At 71.2% G+C, this 19,804-nt stretch carries 16 protein-coding genes; 10 read left to right on the top strand and 6 right to left on the bottom strand.

The annotated features are described in order from the left end of the window. Window positions 1-13 precede the first annotated feature (13 nt). A complete protein-coding gene (locus LK09_RS19150) occupies window positions 14-1,141 on the bottom strand; it encodes a hypothetical protein (RefSeq protein WP_052227015.1) in 1,128 nt (375 codons plus the stop codon). A gap of 69 nt (window positions 1,142-1,210) precedes the next feature. On the opposite strand from LK09_RS19150, the gene LK09_RS20990 reads away from it, so the two are divergent. The 3 genes from LK09_RS20990 to LK09_RS19135 all read left to right on the top strand — a co-directional run bounded on the left by LK09_RS20990 (window position 1,211) and on the right by LK09_RS19135 (window position 4,218). Next, window positions 1,211-1,795, top strand: coding sequence for a TetR/AcrR family transcriptional regulator (locus LK09_RS20990; RefSeq protein WP_052227014.1), 585 nt, complete (start codon window positions 1,211-1,213; stop codon window positions 1,793-1,795). Between the two features lie 135 nt (window positions 1,796-1,930). Continuing rightward, the gene (locus tag LK09_RS19140) at window positions 1,931-3,370 is read left to right on the top strand and encodes an aldehyde dehydrogenase family protein (RefSeq protein WP_052227013.1); all 1,440 of its coding nucleotides are present in this window, start codon (window positions 1,931-1,933) and stop codon (window positions 3,368-3,370) included. Window positions 3,371-3,492: 122 nt separating this feature from the next. Next, the gene (locus tag LK09_RS19135) at window positions 3,493-4,218 is read left to right on the top strand and encodes a DUF1684 domain-containing protein (protein ID WP_039403131.1); all 726 of its coding nucleotides are present in this window, start codon (window positions 3,493-3,495) and stop codon (window positions 4,216-4,218) included. Window positions 4,219-4,390: 172 nt separating this feature from the next. Here the strand turns inward: LK09_RS19135 and LK09_RS19130 are convergent, their stop codons facing one another. From LK09_RS19130 to LK09_RS19120, 3 genes are read right to left on the bottom strand one after another with little or no spacing between them, the layout of a single operon-like run. Further along, complete coding sequence (locus LK09_RS19130; RefSeq protein ID WP_039403130.1) at window positions 4,391-6,031, bottom strand: amidohydrolase; 1,641 nt, start codon at window positions 6,029-6,031, stop codon at window positions 4,391-4,393. 5 nt (window positions 6,032-6,036) lie between these two features. After that, a complete protein-coding gene (locus tag LK09_RS19125) occupies window positions 6,037-6,879 on the bottom strand; it encodes a molybdenum cofactor biosynthesis F family protein (protein WP_039403128.1) in 843 nt (280 codons plus the stop codon). Window positions 6,880-6,908: 29 nt separating this feature from the next. After that, entirely contained in the window at window positions 6,909-8,384 is a 1,476-nt protein-coding gene (locus LK09_RS19120; protein ID WP_231563163.1) for an APC family permease, read from the bottom strand. A 187-nt stretch (window positions 8,385-8,571) separates the two neighbouring features. Between LK09_RS19120 and LK09_RS19115 the strand changes: the two genes are divergently transcribed. From LK09_RS19115 to LK09_RS19105, 3 genes are read left to right on the top strand one after another with little or no spacing between them, the layout of a single operon-like run. Continuing rightward, on the top strand, window positions 8,572-9,318 hold the full coding sequence (locus LK09_RS19115) for an SDR family NAD(P)-dependent oxidoreductase (protein ID WP_039403249.1): 747 nt from the start codon (window positions 8,572-8,574) through the stop codon (window positions 9,316-9,318). A 19-nt stretch (window positions 9,319-9,337) separates the two neighbouring features. Continuing rightward, entirely contained in the window at window positions 9,338-10,150 is an 813-nt protein-coding gene (locus tag LK09_RS19110) for an SDR family NAD(P)-dependent oxidoreductase (RefSeq protein WP_039403126.1), read from the top strand. Between the two features lie 20 nt (window positions 10,151-10,170). Next, the gene (locus tag LK09_RS19105) at window positions 10,171-11,226 is read left to right on the top strand and encodes a LacI family DNA-binding transcriptional regulator (protein ID WP_197061114.1); all 1,056 of its coding nucleotides are present in this window, start codon (window positions 10,171-10,173) and stop codon (window positions 11,224-11,226) included. On the opposite strand, the gene LK09_RS19100 is transcribed toward LK09_RS19105, so the two are convergent. Together LK09_RS19100 and LK09_RS19095 are read right to left on the bottom strand one after the other, a co-directional pair. Continuing rightward, the gene (locus tag LK09_RS19100; RefSeq protein ID WP_039403125.1) at window positions 11,129-12,616 is read right to left on the bottom strand and encodes a hypothetical protein; all 1,488 of its coding nucleotides are present in this window, start codon (window positions 12,614-12,616) and stop codon (window positions 11,129-11,131) included. The two genes, LK09_RS19105 and LK09_RS19100, sit on opposite strands and share 98 nt — an antisense overlap. After that, entirely contained in the window at window positions 12,613-14,733 is a 2,121-nt protein-coding gene (locus LK09_RS19095) for an alpha-galactosidase (protein ID WP_039403123.1), read from the bottom strand. Before LK09_RS19095 ends, LK09_RS19100 begins: the two co-directional genes overlap by 4 nt. A 109-nt stretch (window positions 14,734-14,842) precedes the next feature. On the opposite strand from LK09_RS19095, the gene LK09_RS19090 reads away from it, so the two are divergent. From LK09_RS19090 to LK09_RS19075, 4 genes are all read left to right on the top strand, one after another. After that, window positions 14,843-16,192 carry an ABC transporter substrate-binding protein gene (locus tag LK09_RS19090; RefSeq protein ID WP_039403121.1) on the top strand — a complete coding sequence of 450 codons (1,350 nt, stop codon included), beginning with the start codon at window positions 14,843-14,845 and terminating at the stop codon, window positions 16,190-16,192. A 103-nt stretch (window positions 16,193-16,295) separates the two neighbouring features. Continuing rightward, entirely contained in the window at window positions 16,296-17,201 is a 906-nt protein-coding gene (locus LK09_RS19085; protein WP_039403244.1) for a carbohydrate ABC transporter permease, read from the top strand. Then, window positions 17,198-18,040 (top strand): carbohydrate ABC transporter permease, encoded by an 843-nt coding sequence (locus LK09_RS19080; protein ID WP_052227012.1) that lies wholly within the window; start codon window positions 17,198-17,200, stop codon window positions 18,038-18,040. The genes LK09_RS19085 and LK09_RS19080 overlap by 4 nt, the downstream gene beginning before the upstream one ends. 9 nt (window positions 18,041-18,049) lie before the next feature. Then, window positions 18,050-19,786: a glycoside hydrolase family 36 protein gene (locus LK09_RS19075; protein WP_052227011.1), complete on the top strand. Its 1,737-nt coding sequence runs from the start codon at window positions 18,050-18,052 to the stop codon at window positions 19,784-19,786. Window positions 19,787-19,804: the final 18 nt, after the last annotated feature.

The following is a 19,804-nucleotide window of genomic DNA, read 5'->3' as shown; positions in this document are numbered from 1 at the left end:
CGCAGGCGGCGGGTCAGGCCGGGTTGAGGGCGGGGGCGGCGGCGCCGGCGGCGTGCTCCGGTTCGTGCTCGAGGGTGGCATCCGGCACGTGCACCGGCTCCTGGGAGCGGAAGTGCCCCACGATCGTCAGCAGGATGCCGACCGCGGCCCAGGTGCCGAGGATCCACCACTGCTTGGAGACGTCCGCGTCGGGGAAGTAGCTCAGGGAGCGTACGAGCCAGTTGGATGCCCCCGGCACCATGAACTGGCCGATCTCGCCCCAGGGCGTCGGCACGAACTGCACCGGGACGGCGGCCGCCGACAGCGGGTTTCCGACGAGCATCGTCACCACGGCGCCGATCGCGATGCCCGCCCGCCCGATGAGCGACGTGCAGCCGACGATGAACGACGCCGTCGCCAGCACCGACAGGCCGATCGCGGCGGCGTTCAGCCAGAAGTCGCCCTGCAGGAACCCGAACCAGGTCTGCAGGATGAGCGGGATGCCGATCCCGACCGCGACCGCCAGGCCGGCGAGCGCGGCCAGGCGCCGCACCGGGCCGACGACGAGCAGCGAGATCAGGATGCCGCCGATCATGCCGCCCATCATCATCGGGAACGCCGATGCGGTGAGCCCCGCGCCGGTGGGGTCGTCGGAGGACAGCGGCACCACGGCGGTGGTCTTCACGACGGCACCGGCGGGGTTGCCGCCGGCGGCGGTGACCTGGGCGGTCACCTGCGCCTGCAGCTGCCCGGCCATGACGCCCAGCAGCTGGGTCGCGATCGACGATCCGGCGGGGGCGGTCAGCACCTCGGGGAGCTGGCCTTGCGCCGCCGGGAGCACGATCGCGCCGTAGGTCTCGCGGGTCTTGATCTGGTGGACGGCATCCGACCGGTCGTCGGCCTTCACCCAGTCGAACGTGCCGGGGGAGTGCTCGTCGACCGCGGTCTCGAACGCGGAGACGACCGCCGGGGATCCGCTGATCGAGACGGGCAGATTCTGCGCGGTGAGGGCCTTGGTCGGCCAGAGGAACGCGATGACGATGAGCGCGACGGCGGCGGCCGCCCCGACTCCGATGAGCACGGCGACGCCCCATTTGGTGTGCGGCGGGCGCGGCGGGGTGTCGGGGTGGACGGTGTGCCCGCGGAGAGATGTGTTCGACACGGGAATCCTCCAAAAAGAATGTGCGATCTGTTTGAGCCCCCACGATAACAGAATCTGTATTCTGTTTACATGCCCCGTCTCACCGAGGAATCCAAGCGCCGGCGCATGGAGCAGATCGCGGATGCCGCCATGCGGTGCTTCGCCCGCGAAGGATTCCGCGACACCACGATGGCCGACATCATCGCCGAGTCCGGCCTCTCGGCCGGCTCGATCTACTCCCACTTCGAGAGCAAGGCGGACCTCCTGCGGATGGTGGCATCCGAGGTGCTCGAGGCGCGTGTGCGGGGGCTCATCGGCGCGGCGGCGGAGAGCTCCGAGCCGGTGTCGCCCGGCGTGCTGTTCGAGCGGGTCGTCGGGGCCGTGTTCGAAGCGGATCGCGCCCGGGTGCTGGTGCAGGTGTGGGGCGAGGCGCCGAACGATCCCGAGCTCGCACAGATCGCACTCGGCAAGGTGACCCAGGTGCGGGAGCTGCTGACCGCGTCGCTGCGGCCCTGGGCGGGCGCGCAGGGGGATGCCGGCGAGGTCCGCGTGGCCGCTCTCACCGACGTGTTCCTCACCTGCGTGCAGGGTTACGCGGTGCGACGCACGCTGGATCCGGACGTGGATGCCGCAGCGCTCGCCGCGCGTCTGGGCGCGATGCTCGACCGCGCCTGAGCGGACCCGGCGCGTCCGGCCGCGCGCCGACGGGCATCGATGATGCGCGCTCAGTCAACCGGGCCCCGGATGCCGGACGGACAATGAGAGGAACCACGGTGCCCCGCCGCGCCGCCCCGATCCAAGGAGACGCCGATGTCCGACCCGACCGTCCTCGACCAGAACACAGGGCTCGATGAGAGTGCGCTGCTCGCCCGTGTGCAGGCGCCCGAAGGGGAGGGGCGCGACATCCTCGACGCCGCCACCCGCGAGGTGATCGGCCGGGCCCCGGAGCAGACGGCCGCCGACCTCGACGACGCCATCGCGCGCGCCAAGGCGGCCCAGCCGGCGTGGGAGGCCCGCGGCCACGCCGAGCGCGCGGAGCTGCTGCTGAAGGTCGCCGACGCCATCGACACGAACGCGGAAGGCCTGGCGCGGCTGCTGTCCCGTGAGCAGGGCAAGCCCCTCAACGGCCCGAACGCGCGCTTCGAGCTGGGCGCCTGCTCCGCGTGGCTGCGCACCGCCGCGACCACCCCGCTCGAGCCCGAGGTGCTCGTGGACGACGGCCAGGTGCACGCCGAGCTGCACTACCGCGCCATCGGCGTGGTGGGGGCCATCAGCCCGTGGAACTGGCCGCTGATGATCACCATCTGGCAGGTCGCCCCGTCGCTGCGCATGGGCAACACCGTCGTCACCAAGCCCAGCGAGTACACGCCGCTGAGCGTGCTCGCCCTGATCTCGGTGATGAACGAGGTGCTCCCCGCCGACGTGCTGATCGGGATCTCCGGCGGCCGCGAGATCGGCGCGCGCCTGTCGTCGCACCCCGACATCGACAAGGTGATGTTCACCGGCTCCACCGCGACCGGCCGCAAGATCGTCGAGGCATCCGCCGGCAACCTCGCCCGCCTCACCCTGGAGATGGGCGGCAACGACGCCGGTATCGTCCTGCCCGGAGTGGATGCCGCCGCCATCGCGCAGGACCTCTTCTGGGGCGCGTTCATCAACACCGGGCAGACGTGCGCGGCGCTCAAGCGCCTGTACGTGCACGACTCGGTCTACGACGAGGTCGTCGACGCCCTGAAGGCCGTCGCCGAGCAGACCCCGATGGGGCCCGGGCTCGACGAGGCGAACGTGCTCGGCCCGCTGCAGAACAAGCAGCAGTTCGACATCGTGAACCGGCTCGTCGAGGACGCCAAGGCCAATGGCGGCCGTGTCGTCACCGGCGGGGCCCCGGCATCCGACCTCGGCGAACTGTTCTACCCGATCACCCTCGTGGCCGACGTCACCGACGGGATGGCGATCGTCGACGAGGAGCAGTTCGGTCCGACGCTGCCGATCATCCGCTACACCGACGTCGAAGACGCCATCGCCAACGCGAACCGCCTCGACGTGGGCCTCGGCGCCTCGGTGTGGGGCGACCGCGACCAGGCGCGCACGGTGGCCGCGCGCATCCAGGCCGGCACGGTGTGGATCAACTCCCACGGCGGCGTGCACCCGATGATCCCCTTCGGCGGTGTCAAGGGCTCCGGCTACGGGCTCGAGTTCGGCGTCGAAGGACTGAAGTCGGTGGCCGTTCCCCAGATCATCAACGGCTGAGGCATAACCCCTCGGGGCCCGGCGGATCCGATCCGCCGGGCCCTTTCTGCTGCCGGCGATTTCGTGTCGGGGGATGACGCTCGCGGCGCCGGGGCGGCGAGCGGGGAGGGGAGGATGGGGACATGACGACATACGACGCATGGACTGTGGCCCGCGACCGCGCGGTGTGGGGCGGATTCGGCATCGCCACCCTGGCCGGAACGAACTGGCTCGACGGCACCCCTCGCTCCTTCGACGAGGTGCCGGGGCTGTGGAGCACTGACGGGCAGTCCGCGATCGGTGAGCTCGACGGGGAGCGGATCGTGCTCGCCCCGTTCGCCGATCGCGAGGTCGTGCGTCCCGACGGCGTGCCGGTGCGGCTGCGCGGCTACGCGCGCGACGGCCTGGTCGCGGTGCGCGTGTACGTCCGGTCCGCCCCGGAGGAGAAGGGGATCAGCCGCATCGACCGGTTCGCCTACGACCCCGGATTCGACGTGCCCGGGCGATTCGTCGCGGCATCCGACCCCGGCCTGCGGGACGCCGAGGCCATCGACGGGCACGTGTCGCAGAAGCGGTACGGCGGCCGGGTCGAGTTCGCGCTCCCCGAGGGTCCCGCGGCGCTGACCGTCGAGCAGGATGCCGACGGCACCCTCTTCGCCGTGTTCGCGGATGCCACCAGCGGCACGGAGAGCCACCGGTTCCGGTTTCTGGATCTGCCCGCTCCGGCCGCCGACGGCGCCGTCGAGGTCGACCTGAACCGCGCGTACCTGCCCCCGTGCGCGTTCTCGGACCACTACCTGTGCCCGCTGCCCCCGGCCGAGAACCGGCTCCCCGCGCCGGTGCGCGCCGGCGAAGCCCTGGTGCGCTGAGTCGGCCGGACTCGGAGGTCCGTTCGTCTCGCTGCTGCGCGGTTCCTGAGCGAGCGCAGCGAGACGAAGGGCGCTCAGGGACCGGGGGATCGGGGGATCGGGCGCCCTGAGCCTGTCGAAGGGCAGTCGCTGCCGGTGTTGCGCTTCGACAGGCTCAGCGCGCTGGCGCGCGTCAGGCGTGGAACACCGGACGGCCGGCGAACCAGGTCTCGCGGATGCGGGTGTCGATGATCTGCTCCGGGTCGCCGGCGACGAAGTCGCGGTCGACGATCACGAAGTCCGCCGACTTGCCCGGTTCCAGCGAGCCGGTCTCGTGGTCCAGGCCCATGGCCCGTGCCCCGTTGATCGTGAAGACCTCCAGCGCCTCCTCGGCGGTGATCCCCTGCTCGGCCCACAGCGTTCCGGGCGCCCGGCGCAACGGGTCGGCGCGCGTGACGAGGCCCTGCATCCCCTCGAACGGGTTCGGCGACTCGCTCACCGGCCAGTCCGACCCGCCGGCGACGAGGCCCCCGGCATCCAGGATCGAACGGTTCGGCTGCGAGTGGTACGCGCGGTCGCCGAGCACCGTGGCGAGGGCGTCCGGGATGACCCCCGGAAACCACAGGAACGGCGAGATGTCCGCGGCGATGCGCAGGCGCACCAGACGCTCGATGTCGTCCCCGGCGAGGAACTGGCCGTGCGCCATCTGGAACTTCGTGTCGGTGTAGCCCTCGCCGCGCAGTCGCTCGACCACGTCGATGAGCAGCCGCGCCGACCCGTCGCCGGTGACGTGCACCTTCGCACCGAGCCCGCGCTCGGCGACCGCGTGCAGCCAGTCGTAGAGCTCGTCGGCATCCATCGTCGTCGTGCCGTGGAAGTGCGCGCCGTGCACGTCGTCGGGCAGGTACGGGTCGAGGAACAGCGCGGTGCGCGCCGGCGGCACCCCGTCCAGGAAGATCTTCACGAAGTCGGGACGATGGTGCGCCGAACGGAACTCCTCGCCGCGTTCGATGAGCGGATGCCCGATCAGCTCGTATCCGAAGATCTCGTCGTTGATCGTGATCGACGACACCACCCACGCGTTCAGCTCGCCGGCGTCGTCGAGCGCCTTCAGGGCGCCGAGGATGTCGATCGAGACGGCGGCATCCTGGAACGCCGTCACCCCGTACGAGTTCAGCAGCTCCACGCCGCGTGCCGACGCCTTGCGATGCTGCAGGTCGGTGAGCCCGCCCGCCTCGGCGTGGGCCTTGGCCACGAGGATGCCGGCGGCCTCCAGCAGCACGCCGGTCGGCTCGCCGTCGGCGGCATCCACCAGCGTCACGCCCTCGGCCGGCAGGGCGTCCTTCGAGATGCCCGCCAGCTCCAGCGCGCGGGTGTTCACCCACCGGTTGTGGTGGCTGTCGTCGGAGAGCATGACGGGGCGCCCGCCGGATGCCTCGTCGAGCCGCAGCCGCGCCGCGGTGGTGTTCAGCTCGTCCAGGAGCGTCGACGCCCACGATCCGCCGGTCACCCAGGCACCCTCGGGGAGGGCCGCGGCGTGTGCGCGCACGCGCTCCAGGATCTCGTCCAGCGACAGCGCGACGCTGAACGACAGCTCGAACAGCTCGGTGACGCCCGCGATCGCATGATGGTTGTGCACGTCCACGAAGCCCGGGTAGACGGCGCCGCCGCCGAGGTCGCGCACGATCGTGTCCGGCCCGCGGTGCGCGAGCACCTCGGTCTCGGTGCCCACCGCCAGCACCCGGCCGTCCTGGACCGCGAGGGCCGAGGCGACAGGATGCCGGCGGTCGGCGGTGCGCACCACCGCTCCGGTGAGGATCAGATCAGCGCTCATCGGGCTCAGCGGGCGAGGGCGCGGGCCGGGTCGTACTCGGCCGGGTGGATCGTGTTCGAGATGAGGCGGCCGTGCGCGCCGAACGTGAAGTGCGTGGGCTTCGCGGCCGGGTCCTCCGCCTCGCCGAACAGCACGCCGTGCGAGCGGATCGCCTTCGCGTCGCGGTGGTCGGCGATCGTGATCGACCCGCACGGGATGACGCCCTCGCGCCACGTGAAGACGTAGATGCCGGGGCGCATCTTGTAGACGGTGTTCTCGTCGGTGTCGGCGAGACCCTGCTCGGGACCCGCGAGGCACTGCCAGGTGTACCAGTGCGGCGACAGGTACACGTGCTCGTAGGCGTGCTCCGAGGAGTACACCCACAGCACGCGGCGGCCGATGAGCTCCAGCGTCGGGGCGGGCGCCTCGCCCACGCCGCCGTCGACCTCTGCGATGCGTCCCACGTTGAACAGGTGCTGCACCGCGACCTGCTCGACGGTGCGCTCGCCGAGCACGGCGATCACCGACAGCGCGTAGCCGCTGCGCAGGTCCAGGAACAGCGACACCGACTCGTTCGGGTGGTAGTCGTGGTGGAACTGCGCGTAGTACAGATCCTCGTCGACCTTGATGACCTCACAGGCATCCGTCTGCTGCGCCGCCTCGATCGGGTCGCCCGCGCCGGGCCGGTAGTCCCACGACACCGTGCCGGGGCCGAAGGTGTGCGCGACACGGGTGCCCCGCTCGTCGACGACGGTGAAGGTGCGGCCGTCGAGGTCGCTCGACAGCTCCGCCTTGCTGGCGTCGAAGCCGGGGGCGAGGCCGTCCAGCGGCAGCCAGGTGGACGTGTCGGACAGGTTCACTTCGGTCATTTTCGTTCCTTTCGGTGGATGGCGAGTTGTCAGAAGCCGGGCACGGGGTCCCGGCCCTCCTCGGCGGCGTGCACGTTGAACTTCTCGAGGTCGGTGGCGAGGGCGTCGTACACGGCGGGCTTGCGCCGGCGCAGGTAGCCGCCGTACACGATGCCGCCGATGAGGGCCAGGAGCAGCATGACGGGAAGGCTCAGGATGACGGGGTCGTTGGATCCGGCCACGATGTCGAAGTTGAAGATCGCCAGCACGACGATCGCGGCGAGACCGAGGAATCCGAGCCCGGGGGCGACGAACGTCGACCACCAGCGCGAGTCCCGGGAGCGCCGGAACCACACGACGATCGACAGCGCCGCCAGCGCCTGCAGCACGACGACCGACAGGGTGCCGAAGCCGAGCATGGCGGGCACGAGCACGCCGATGGGGCTGAGCTGCGCGAGGAAGAAGCCACCCGCGACGATGGCACCGAACAGGGCCTGCACGCCGCCCGCGACCGCGGGGGCGCCGTTCGGGCGGGTGCGGGCGAGCACGCGCGGCAGGATGCGGGCGCGTCCCATCGAGTACAAGTACCGGGTGGCCGAGTTGTGGAACGCGAGCATGGCCGCGAACAGGCTCACCAGCAGCAGGATCTCGGCGACCACGACGAAGCCGCTGCCGAGGTACTGGCCGATGAGGGTGAACAGCAGGTCGCCGGTGGCGAGGTGCTTGAGCGCGACATCCTGCGCCTGCGCGACGCCGATCGCCGACACCATCGCCCAGGTCGAGACGCCGAGGATGATGCCGATCGCGATGATGGCGCTGTACGTCGCCCGGGGGATGGTCTTCAGCGGGCGCTTGGCCTCTTCGCTGAACAGCGCGGTGGCCTCGAAGCCGAGGTAGCCGGTCGCCGCGAGCAGCAGGCCGATCGGCAGGGAGCCGCTGAACACGGCCGCCGGGCTGAACGCGGAGATGTCGAACCCGGTCTTGACGAACACGGAGATGTCGAAGACGACGAGCATGAGGGTCTCGAGCACGAGCGAGACGCCGAGGATCTTCGACGAGAAGTCGACGCCGCGGCGGGCCATCAGGAAGCACACCGCGATCGACAGCAGGCCCCACACGTACCAGTTCAGGTCGAAGCCGGTGAGCTGGGCGATGATCGTCTCCATGAAGAAGCCGGAGGTGCCGATCGTGCCGACGACGAAGAAGTTGTAGCCGATCGTGGCGATGAGGCCGGCGATGAGTCCGCCGGTGCGGCCGAGGCCCTTGACGACGAACGCGTAGAACCCGCCCGCGTTGGCCAGCTGCTTGGACATCTGCGCGTAGCCGATGGCGAACAGCAGCAGGATGATCGCGACGATGAAGAAGGAGGCCGGTGCGCCGCCGCCGTTGCCGAGGGCCACGGTGAGGGAGGCCACCACGACCATGCCGGTGAGCGGGGCGACGGCGGCCAGCACGAGGAACACGATGGCGAACACGCCGAGCGTGTTCGAGCGGAGCATCGTCGCTGAGGTGGGGGTGTCGGACACGGAGGGCTCCTTCGCCTGCGGTCGGGGGCTGCGTTCCTGCAGCAGGGTGCAGTTCGGGCTGCCCTTCGATTGTGCGCGCGTCCGCCGCCGCACGGCTTGTCGCAGAGCGCCGGGCCCTGTTGCGCCCGCGCAGGGTCGGTGCCGGGGGGATGCCGGAGCCCACGGGCCCGGAGGGATGATCGGACGCATGGAACTCCGACTCATCGGCGCCCGGGCGCTCGTCACCGGCGCCGCGGGCGGCATCGGCCGCGCCGCCGCGCGGGCTCTCGTGGCCGAAGGCTGCCGCGTCGCCCTGCTCGACCGGGACGCCGCCGCGCTCTCGTCGCTGGCGGATTCGCTGCGGGATGCCGGCGGCGCCGTCTCGGTGCATCCGTGCGACGTCACCGACGAGGCATCCGTGGATGCCGCGGTGCGCGCGGCCGGCGACCTCGACATCGTGATCGGGTGCGCCGGGATCTCCGGTCCCGTCGGCACCCCGCTCGCCGAGACCGCGCTCGCGGACTGGGAGTCGGTGTTCGCCGTCAACGTGCGCGGCACGTTCCTGGTGCTGCGAGCCGCGATCCCGGCGCTGCGCCGATCGGATGCCGCCTCGGTGGTGCTCGTCGCCAGCGACTCCGCCCTGGTGGCCGCGCCCGGCATGGTGCCGTACTGCGCGTCCAAGGCGGCGGTGCTGCAGCTGGCGCGGGCGGCAGCGGTCGACCTCGCCCCGGACGGCATCCGCGTGACGGCGGTGTGCCCGTCGGTCGTGGACACCCCGATGAGCCGCGACGACCTCGAGGTCGCGGGCTTCGACGACGCCGCGTTCCCCGTGCAGAGCGCCGACGAGGTGGGGGTCCAGCTCGTGTTCCTCGCCTCGCCCGTGTCGCGCCCGGTCAACGGCACGGCGCTCGTCACCGACTTCGGGTACACCGCCCGCTCGAACTTCCCCGCCTGAACCCTCGAAGGAGAGAAAAATGGTCTACGCAGGAGCATCCGTCGCCGGCAAGGTCGTCGTCGTCACCGGCGGCGGCACAGGCATCGGTGCCGCGGTCGCGGAGCGGTACACGGCCGAGGGGGCCAAGGTCGCCGTGGTCGGCCGGCGCCGCGGACCCCTCGACGAGGTCGCGGCGCGCACGGGCGCGATCGCCGTCGTCGCGGATGCCGCCGACTCCGCTTCCGCGCAGGGTGCCGTCGACCAGATCGTGGCGCACTTCGGCCGCATCGACGTGCTCGTCAACAACGCCGGCGGCCACGGTTTCGCGCCGGTCGGAGAGACCGACGACGCCGGGTGGGCGGCATCCCTGCAGGCGAACCTCACGACCGCGTTCGTGATGTCGCGCGCCGCGCTTCCGGCGCTCATCGAGGCGAAGGGGCAGATCGTGGTGATCTCCTCGCTCGCGGGGCTGTTCGCCGGGCCGTCCGTCGCCGGCTACACGGTCGGCAAGCACGCGCTCATCGGCCTCACCAAGACCCTCGCCCGCGACTACGGCACGCACGGCGTCCGGGTCAACGCGGTCTGCCCCGGCTGGGTGCAGACGCCGATGGCGGACGCCGAGATGGACGAGTTCGCCGCCCACGCGGGCCTGGACGGACGCGACCTCGCCTACCAGACCGTCACCCGCGACGTGCCCCTGCAGCGCCCCGCGCAGCCGAGCGAGATCGCGTCCGTGGTGCGCTTCCTCGGGTCGGGGGAGTCGTCGTACATGAACGGATCGGTGCTCGTCGTGGACGGCGGCGCCCATATCGTGGACCTGCCCACCATCGCGTTCGATCACGCCGGGATGTAGCATCCGACAGAATTGAGCGCATGACAAGCGACACGGGATCCGGCCGGGGACGCTCGGCGGCGAAGAAGCCGCGCTCGCCGGCGGGGTCGATGAAGCTGGCCGAGATCGCGGCGATCGCGGGTGTCAGCGAGGCCACCGTCAGTCGCGTGCTCAACCGCAAGTACGGAGTGGCGCAGAAGACCCGGGAGCAGGTCGAGGCGGCGCTGCGCACCGTGGGCTACGAGCGGGCGACGAAGGGCGAGGTCGTGCTGGTGCTCGTGCCGGGGCTCAACGAGGCGTTCTTCGCCAACATCTGCGACGCGATCGAGAAGGCCCTGAGCCCGCAGAGCCTGCGTGCGGTCATCTGCCCGGTCTACCCGGGCACCGTGTTCGAACGCGACTACGTCGAGGCGCTCATCGACACCGGGATCGCCGCGGCGGTGTTCCTGTCCTCCAGCAACACGCTGCGAAACGCCGACCCGGTCGCCCACCAGCTGCTGGAGTCGCGCGGCATCCCGTACATCAGCGTGAACGGCGGCTTCGCCGACACCGACGTGCCCGTCGTGTCCACGGACGACTGGCAGGCCGCGGAGCTGTCGGTGGCGCATCTGCACGACCTCGGTCACCGGCGCATCGGCCTGACCGCCGGGCCGGTGGGCAACATCCCGGCCGACCGCCGCGTGGAGGGATTCCTGGCGGCGATGGATGCCCGCGGGCTGACGGATGCCGAAGACCTCGTCGTGCGCCACTACTACTCGCTCGAGGGCGGCCGTCACGCCGCCGACGAGCTGCTCGCCCTCGGCGTGACGGCCATCATCGCCTCGAGCGACGACATGGCGCTCGGCGCCTACCGCGCGATCACGCGCCGCGGGCTGCGCGTGCCCGACGACGTCTCGGTGATCGGCTACAACGACTCGTACATGCTCGACTTCACCGACCCGGCGCTGACCAGCGTCCGTCAGCCCATCGAGCGCATCGCGGACTTCTGCGCCCGCACGCTCATGTCGATGGTGCAGAACCGGCCGGTGCACACCGACGAGGTGCTCGTCGAGCCGGAACTGCGGATCCGGAACTCGACCGCGCCCGTACGCGACTGACGGCGACCGACTCGCCCGGCGCGACGACCGCGTCGGCGGCGATTCCTTCGTCCGGAAGGTGCGGGTCGCGGAACTGCCCGCGCCGCCGCCGCACCACGCGCAGCTCCAGGGGGACCGAGGTGCCGTTGCGAAACCGCACCTCGTCGCGGTCGCAGGCGACGTCGATGCCGCCGTCGCCGAACGGGATGTCGCGGGCATCGACGAACGGCACGCCCCGCGGCAGCCGCGGCGCGAGAGCGACCCGCCGGCGCGGGGCGTCGGGCTCGATGCCGAGGATGCCGGCGACGCACTGGGCCACGAGCGTGAACGAGACCTCGGGGTACGTGCCGTCGGCGCCCTGGCCCGCGACCGGATGCGGGTGCTCCCGGCGTGCGAAGATGCGCTGCATCCACGCGAACGCGCGGTCGGCGTCGCCGTACCGCCAGAACAGGTCGGGCAGGTAGGTCAGCGCCTCGACGTTGCGCGGCGCGGTGGCCGACGCGCGGCACAGGGCGTCGATGCGGTCGAGTTCGGCCGGAAGGCGCGGATCGCCCGCCATCAGACCCTTCAGCGGGGGGAACCAGGTCGCTTCGCGGTGCCAACCGGTTGCGGGCGACCCCTCCCGCGTCCAGCCGGACACCACCGCATCGTCCCGGTCCGCGGGGTCCCGGCTCCACGACTCGCGATAGAGGCGGCGGATGCGTTCTGCGAGCCCGCCCGGCATTCCGACCGCACCCGCGGAGTCGGCCGCCAGGGCGGCGGCGTGCCGGGTCGCCGCATACTGGGCGCCGATGCCGTCTCCGGCCTCGAAGAACGGCGGATCGGGCGACTCGTCGTAGCTGGCGACCCCGTCGAAGATGGTCGGGCCGCCGGCTTCGGCGATGCCGTTGGGCCGTTCCGCGTCGTGGGCGGCGACGAACCCGGTGACCGCATGCACGGCGAATGCCCGATCATCCGCGGTGGGAGCCGCGCCCGTCCACCGGTGCAGCGACTGCATCGTCTCGACGAGCTCGAAGACCGCGGGCAGCTCGCGCACCCGGCGTCCGTCTGCGGCGACGTCGATGGCGAGGGGCGTGGTGCCGTCGAAGTTCAGCGCCCATGCCGGCCAGCCGTCGCGCACGGATGCCACGAAGGATGCCAGCATCCCGCTGTTCTCGCGCTGCAGTCCGAGCAGCTGCGCGCCGATGGCCTGGTGGCAGAAGTCGCGCAGGTAGTAGCCGCTGCGGTGCCCGTATCCCGCGCGGTACGAAGCCGCGTAACGTGCCGAGCCGTGGCCGTCCGGATGCCGTTCGTCGACATCGAGCGGCCCCGTCGCGCCGTCGGCGACGACGTGACTGCGTGCGGTGTCGACGGCCCACTCGAACAGGTCGACGAGCGCGCGGCTCCCGCTTCGCAGGCTGACCCCGCTCATCGGCGGGTCAGTTCCACGAGGCCGGCTTCGAGCGGATGCAGCACGGGCAGCGGGAGCCCGACCTCCATCAGCACCGCGCCCGACCAGTCGGTCGGCTGCAGCCACCACTCCGGCTGCGCGCGGCGACCCGACGGGTCGTCGCCGCAGTCCGGCACCACGCGGGTGGCGGCGTAGCGGGCATCCCTGTCGAGTCCGCGCAGTCGCAGCGGGCCGCCCGGGACGTGCGTCGGGGAGTCGAGCGCTGCGATCGTGACGAGGGAGCGCGCCCGATCGGCCGAGACCACCTGCTGCGCCACGAGGGATGCGGGCAGCTCGAGCCGGTGCAGCCGGCCGCGCTCGACGAGCGGGCGCAGGCGCTTGACCTCGCGGATCCACCCCACCAGCTCCCGTTGCTCGCCGGCCGACGCCTCACGGACATCCCACTCCAGCCCGAAACTGCCCACGAGTGCCGTGATCGCACGCAGCGCGAGCGGCGTCACGCGCCCGGTCACGTGCGCCGCCGCCGCACCGACGTGTGCGCCGAGCAGCTCCGGCGGCATCAGCAGGCTGGTGCCGCGCTGGATGCGCTGCCTCTCGACGGGGTCGTTGGAATCCGACGTCCAGAACCGGTCGACGTGCTCCACGACGCCGAGGTCGATGCGGCCGCCGCCGGCCGAGCACGACTCGATCTCCACCCACGGGCACGCTTCCCGCACGTGGGCCATGAGCCGGTAGGCCGCACGGGTCTGACGGTGCACGCCCCCGCGGCCGGTGACCCGGTCGACGGGCTCGACGAGGTCGCGATTGTGGTCCCACTTGATGAAGTCGATGCGGTGCGCGGTGACGACCTCGACGATGCGTTCGGCGAGATACTCGAAGGCATCCGGATGTGCGATGTTCAGCACCAGCTGATGCCGCGCGAGCGGCGGGTCGCGGTGCACGGGCCCGAGGATCCACTCCGGGTGGGTGCGGGCCACATCGGAGTCGGGATTGACCATCTCGGGTTCGAACCACAGCCCGAACTGCATGCCGCGGCCGCGCACCCGTCGCACCAGGGGGTCGAGGCCGTCCGGCCAGACGTCGGCGTCGACGAACCAGTCGCCAAGCCCCGCCCGGTCGTGGCGGCGGCCGGTGAACCACCCGTCGTCGAGCACGAACCGCTCCACGCCGAGGTCGGCCGCGAGGTCGGCCAGCTCCAGCAGCGGCGGCAGCGAGTGGTCGAAATAGACCGCCTCCCAGGTGTTGAGGGTGACGGGGCGCCCCACCGCGGGGTGCGTCGGCCGATCGCGCAGCATCGCGTGGATGCGGGCGGAGGCGTCGTCGAGCCCGGCGCCGTAGGCGAGGTAGGTCCACGGCGTCTCGTACGTCTCGCCGGGCTGCAGGACGATCTCCTGCGGTTCGAGCAGCTCCCCGGCACCGAGCCGGCCGGTGCCGCCGTTGGTGCGGTGCGCCCAGACGCGCTGATTGCCCGACCATCCCAGGTGGATGCCCCACACCTCGCCGTGGCCCTCGTCGAAGCCGGGCGTTCCGGCGAAAAGCAGCGTCGCGGCATCCGGCCCGGTGCGTCCGCGCCGGTTCTCGCGCAGGTGGGTGCCGTCGACGAGCGGCATCCGCTGCGGCTGACGCTCGCGCCCGTGGCGACCGGTGAAGTCGAGCAGCTCGTGGGCGCGCGCCGGGATCGGCCAGGCGAGGTCGAGGCCGTGCACCTCGAGCTCGTCCGCGCCGATGTTGGTGAGCCGGGCATCCGCCCGCACGACGCCGCTCGGCTGCAGCTCGACCCGCAGCCGCAGCTCGAGCCCCGCCTCCTGGTCGATGCCCGTCGCGGTCAGGTGCGCGGGGGAGACGTCGACGCGCGTCGGGGTGAAGGCGGCGAACACGCTGCGTCCGGGGCGGCTCACGGCGAGCCCGGTCGGCCCGAACCATCCCTGCCGGGCCTCGGGGAGGATGCCGACCGCGCGCGGTTCGTCCGGCTCGCTGGTGGCGCGCGGGGCGCGTCCGGCCGCAACGACGTCGGCGAGCACGCCCGGGTCGTCGGTGCAGAGGCTGCGACCCCAGTAGGCGATCGAGGGCAGGGCGTCCGGCTCGGCCCCCAGCACGATGCTGACGCCGCCGGAGGAGAGGTGGGTGATGTCGGTCATGGGTGCTCCTTTGCAATCTTGCAACTAATCGTTGCATATATGTCAGAAGTCCTGCTACGGTCTCGATGTCACGACGACGAGACTCGCTTCCCGAGAAAGGACCCGAACGATGAAGTTCCCGACGACCCCGCGCACGACGCGCCTGGCGGCCACCGTCGCCCTCGCCGCGCTCGCGGCCGGCGCGCTGGCCGGCTGCAGTTCGCAGGCATCCGGTCAGAGCACCGACGACAAGATCACCGGCAAGATCACGGTCTGGTCGTGGACCGCGCCCGCCAAGGGCCTGAAGGCGGCCGTGGCCGGCTTCGAGAAACTGCACCCGGGCACCACCGTCGAGGTCCAGGACGTCGGGAACCCCGCCATCTGGGACAAGATCACCACCGGCATGGCCGCCGGCGGCGCAGGTCTCGCCGACGTGCTCAACATCGGCATCGACTACATGGGCAACTACGTCGAGAAGTTCCCCGGCAAGCTCGTCGACCTCCGTCAGTACGGCGCCGGAAAGCTCGAGAGCGACTTTCCTGCCGGCGCGTGGAAGAGCGGCACCGGCACCGGCGGCCAGGTCTACGGCGTGCCGTACGAGGTGAACGCCACCGGCTTCTTCTACCGCACCGACCTGTTCCGCAAGGCCGGCATCGACGTCGCCACGATCAAGACCTGGGACGACCTCATCGCCGCCGGCACGGTGATCAAGGAGAAGACCGGCGTTCCCCTGCTCAACATGGACAAGGCCGCGACCACCGCCGACTCCGCCGGGCTCTGGCAGCTGCTCACCAACCAGCAGAACTCGTTCTACTTCAACGCCAAGGGCGAGATCACCATGAACGACGCTGCCGGCGTCAAGGCCCTCACAATCATCAAGAAGGCCAACGACGCGGGCATCGTCGGCAACATGCCCGGCTCCTGGGACAACCTCGTCGCGCAGATGAAGGGCGACAAGCCGGTCGCCACCTTCACCAGCGGCGGGTGGATGGCCGGCGAACTGCCGCTGGACGCGCCCGACATGGCCGGCAACTGGGGCGTCGTCAAGCCCCCCGCCGTCGAAGCCGGCGGCCTCACCGCGGCCATCAACGGCGGCACCTACCTGTCGGTGGCCGAGACGAGCAAGAACAAGGCGACCGCCGCCGCGTTCGTGAAGTACGCGCTCGGCACCCTGGACGGCCAGCAGACGGTGTACAAGGCCGGCGGCATGTTCCCCGGATACAAGCCGTTCATCACGTCGCAGGACTTCTCCAAGCCCATGGCCTTCTACAACGGCCAGCGCGTCAACGACATCTTCATCGCGCAGCTGGCGCAGAAGACCCCGGTCGTCAACTACACGAGCGACTACGCCCGGGCCCTGAAGGCCTACGACGACGCCCAGACGCAGGTGCTGCTGTCCGGCGCCGACCCCCAGCAGGCCCTGGATGCCGCGGCGAAGCTCGTCGCCCAGCAGACCGGCCGCAAGATCGCGACCGACTGATCCAGAGAGGATGCGGGTCCCGGCGGCCGACGCCCCCGGGACCCGCGCTCACACCGTGATGACGACAGTCCACCCCGACACCCGTCGGCGCTCCGAACAGCGCGTGACGAGAGCGCCGCGCCCGGCCGCCCGCGCTCGCCGCCGCCGCGCGATCGGCTACCCGCGCTCCACTCCGTACGTCTTCCTCCTCCCGACCATCCTGCTGTTCGCGGTCTTCACCTGCTACCCGTACGTCAGTGCGCTGTGGCTGAGTCTGACCACCAACCAGGACGGACGGACATCCTTCGCGGGGCTCGCCAACTACGTGCGCCTCCTGCAGGACCCGCTCTTCTACACCGCGCTGCGCAACACCGCCGTGATCCTCGTCGTCCAGGTGCCGATCATGCTCGCGCTCGCCGTCCTCCTGTCGGTGGCGTTCAACTCGCTGCTGCTGAAGGCCCGGGCCCTGTGGCGAACACTGTATTTCGTGCCGATCGTGATGGGCCTGGTCGCCTACGGCATCCTGTTCCGCGCGCTGTTCAGCGCCCAGGACGGATTCGTCAACCAGCTGCTCGGCGTCGTCGGCATCGGCCCCATCCCGTGGCTCGCCGACCCGTTCTGGGCGAAGATCGCCATCGTCATCGCGATGACCTGGCACTACACCGGCCAGAGCGCGATCATCTACCTCGCCCAGCTGCAGTCGATCCCGACCGAGCTGTACGAAGCCGCGTCCGTCGACGGCGCCGGGGCCGTGCACCGCTTCTGGCACGTGACCCTGCCGGGGCTGCGGCCCGCGCTCGTGCTCACCGTCATCCTCTCGACGATCGGCACCCTCCAGCTGTTCGACGAACCGTACGTGCTCACCAACGGCGGACCCGACAACGCGACGCTCACCGTCGGCATGTACCTGTACCAGAACGGCTTCCAGTACTTCGACTTCGGGTACGCCTCGGCCATCGGGTACGCGCTCACCCTCATCATCGGCGTGATCTCGCTCGTGCAGCTGCGCCTCTTCCGGGAGAAGTCATGACCACTCTCTACGCCGGCCGCCCTCGACCCGGGCGCTCGCTCGTGCTGACGACGGCCATCGCCGCCGGAGCCGTGCTGATGGCGCTGCCGTTCTATTGGCTGATCATCGCGACGACCTATCCGTCCAACGAGATCTTCTCGACCCCGCCGCACTTCCTGCCCGGCGATGCGTTCCTGCACAACGTGCAGGGCCTGCTCACCGACACGATGTTCGGACGGGCGATGCTCAACTCGCTGTTCGTCTCGACCGTCTACACGCTGCTGGGCCTGGTCGTCTGCACGGCGGCGGGGTACGCGTTCGCAAAGTTCGAGTTCCGCGGCAAGTCCGTCATGTTCGGGGTGCTGCTGGTGACTCTGGCCCTGCCGTCGCAGGTGACCCTCGTGCCGCTGTTCCAGCTCATGGTGTGGCTCGGCTGGCTCGACTCGTACCAGGCCATCATCCTGCCGAACCTGGCCCTGCCGTTCGGGATCTTCCTCATGCGGCAGACGATGAGCTCCATCCCCGACGAACTCATCCAGGCGGCACGCGTGGACGGGGCCGGGGAGTTCCGCCTCTTCGCCCGGATCGTCGTGCCCACCGTGCGGCCCGCGCTCGCCGCCCTCGCGATCTTCCTCTTCCTCGCGCAGTGGAACGCGTTCGTGTACCCCCTGGTGGTGCTGCGCACGCCCGACGCCTACACGCTTCCGGTGGCGCTTGCGACCCTGCAAGGCGTCGGCACCACCGACTACGGGCAGCTGCTGACCGGCACGATGCTCTCGATGCTGCCGATCCTCATCCTGTTCCTCTTCCTCCAGCGTCAGTTCGTCGCCGGCATCCTCGCCGGTGCAGTCAAGCAGTAAGGCCCCGCTGTGCTCCTCGAAGACCACGATGTCCACTCCCTCACCTGGACGCGGCTCGGCCGCGACGTCGAGGTGGCCGTCTCCGGCGGATGCCGCATCGAGCGCATCGACCCCGCCTCCGGGACGGATGCCCTCGATTTCGTCACCGTCGCCGTGGACGGACCCGGTCAGATCGTGCTGCAGGCTCCCCTCGGCAATGCGTCCGGGTTCTGGTACCCCGGGTTCGACCTGGCCCCCGCGCTCCCCGCCGACTGGCACGGCCGGCAGAGCTTCAGCGCCGTGCGCTCGGCCCCCATCGGGGTGCTGTGCGACGTCGACGGCACGAGCGGGCTCGCCTTCGCCTTCGACTGCGTCGTCGACGAGGGGGTGCTCGAGTTCGGCGCGTCCGAGGAGAGCAAGACCTTCGTCGTGCGCCTCGAGGTCGGCGAGCAGCACGTGCGCCGCGGCGGCATCCGGCTGGCGGTCGTCGCCGACCGCGTCCGGTACGAACCCGCGGTGCGCGCGCTGTCGGACTTCCTGCACGACGGCGCCGGGCACCGCCCGCTCTCGCGCACGGCGACCCGGCCGGTGTACTCCACCTGGTACGCGTACTCGCAGGCCGTCACCGCCGAGATCGTCGAGGCCGAAGCATCCCGCGCCGCCGCCCTCGGCTGCCGCTCGGTGTTCATCGACGACGGCTGGCAGCGGTATGGCGACGGCCGGTGGTACGCCGGATGCGGCGACTGGGAGCCCGACCCGCAGAAGTTCCCCGACCTGCGCGCGACGGTCGACCGCCTGCACGCGCAGGGGATGGATGCCGTGGTGTGGATCGCGCCTCTGCTGCTCGGCGCGCACAGCGCGGTGTACGAGCGGCTGCGTCCGCTCGCCCCGGCGCATGTGCCGGGGCTGCGCGCCGACGTGCTCGACCCCCGCCGCGCCGAGGTGCGGGCGCACGTCGCCGAGACCTGTGCCCGCCTCGTGCGCGACTACGACCTGGACGGGCTGAAGGTCGACTTCCTCAACAACGCCATGGTCTACGCCGGCACCGCGTCGACCGGAGACATCGACAACGTCGGACGCGCCATGGTGGAGCTGCTGCGCGAGGTCGCGGACGCGGTGGACGCCGCCCGCCCGGGCACCCTGATCGAGTTCCGTCAGCCGTACATCTCCCCGGCGGTCGCGCCCTACGCCGATGTCGTGCGGGCCGACGACTGCCCGGCCGATGCCGACCAGAACCGGCGGTCGATCGTGGATCTGCGGCTGTTCGCCGACGGACAGGTGGTGCACTCGGACCCCCTCATGTGGGACCCGACCGCGGGCCCGGAGGCCGCTGCGCGCCAGGTGCTGAACGCGTTCTTCGGCGTGCCGCAGCTGTCGATGCCGCTCGCCGACCTGCCCGACGACCACCGGCGCACCGTCGCGGACCTCATCGCCGAATGGGTGGAGCTGCGACCGACGGTGCTGGAGGGGAGCCTGTTCGCGGCGCTCCCGGCCGAAGGGTATCCGGTCGTCGGGAGCCGCCGCGGCGACGCGCTCGTCGTGGCCGCCTACCAGCCCCGCCGCCTCGACCTCGACCTCGCCGGGGTGCGCACCCTGTCGGTCGTGAACGCGACGGCATCCACGTCGCTGCCGTACGCCCTCGTCGGCGACGGGCCGGACCGCGCGACCCTGCGGGTGCACGGTGCGAAGCCCGTGCCGGTGCGCCTCGAGTCGCAGGGCTTCCTTCCGGTGCCGCCCTGGGGCATCGCCCACCTGGACCTCGAGTAGGCGCCCAGGTAGGCCCGG

Source organism: Microbacterium mangrovi (assembly GCF_000802305.1).
In the GTDB taxonomy this organism is placed as follows: domain Bacteria; phylum Actinomycetota; class Actinomycetes; order Actinomycetales; family Microbacteriaceae; genus Microbacterium; species Microbacterium mangrovi.
Note: the sequence above shows the minus strand (reverse complement) of the source record. Positions and strands in the feature narration are given on the sequence as shown.

Coding starts and splice junctions, on each gene's coding strand:
- LK09_RS20990 (WP_052227014.1), top strand. CDS start 1,211: ATGCCCCGTCTCACCGAGGAATCCAAGCGCCGGCGCATGGAGCAGATC.
- LK09_RS19140 (WP_052227013.1), top strand. CDS start 1,931: ATGTCCGACCCGACCGTCCTCGACCAGAACACAGGGCTCGATGAGAGT.
- LK09_RS19135 (WP_039403131.1), top strand. CDS start 3,493: ATGACGACATACGACGCATGGACTGTGGCCCGCGACCGCGCGGTGTGG.
- LK09_RS19130 (WP_039403130.1), bottom strand. CDS start 6,031: ATGAGCGCTGATCTGATCCTCACCGGAGCGGTGGTGCGCACCGCCGAC.
- LK09_RS19125 (WP_039403128.1), bottom strand. CDS start 6,879: ATGACCGAAGTGAACCTGTCCGACACGTCCACCTGGCTGCCGCTGGAC.
- LK09_RS19115 (WP_039403249.1), top strand. CDS start 8,572: ATGGAACTCCGACTCATCGGCGCCCGGGCGCTCGTCACCGGCGCCGCG.
- LK09_RS19110 (WP_039403126.1), top strand. CDS start 9,338: ATGGTCTACGCAGGAGCATCCGTCGCCGGCAAGGTCGTCGTCGTCACC.
- LK09_RS19105 (WP_197061114.1), top strand. CDS start 10,171: ATGACAAGCGACACGGGATCCGGCCGGGGACGCTCGGCGGCGAAGAAG.
- LK09_RS19100 (WP_039403125.1), bottom strand. CDS start 12,616: ATGAGCGGGGTCAGCCTGCGAAGCGGGAGCCGCGCGCTCGTCGACCTG.
- LK09_RS19095 (WP_039403123.1), bottom strand. CDS start 14,733: ATGACCGACATCACCCACCTCTCCTCCGGCGGCGTCAGCATCGTGCTG.
- LK09_RS19090 (WP_039403121.1), top strand. CDS start 14,843: ATGAAGTTCCCGACGACCCCGCGCACGACGCGCCTGGCGGCCACCGTC.
- LK09_RS19080 (WP_052227012.1), top strand. CDS start 17,198: ATGACCACTCTCTACGCCGGCCGCCCTCGACCCGGGCGCTCGCTCGTG.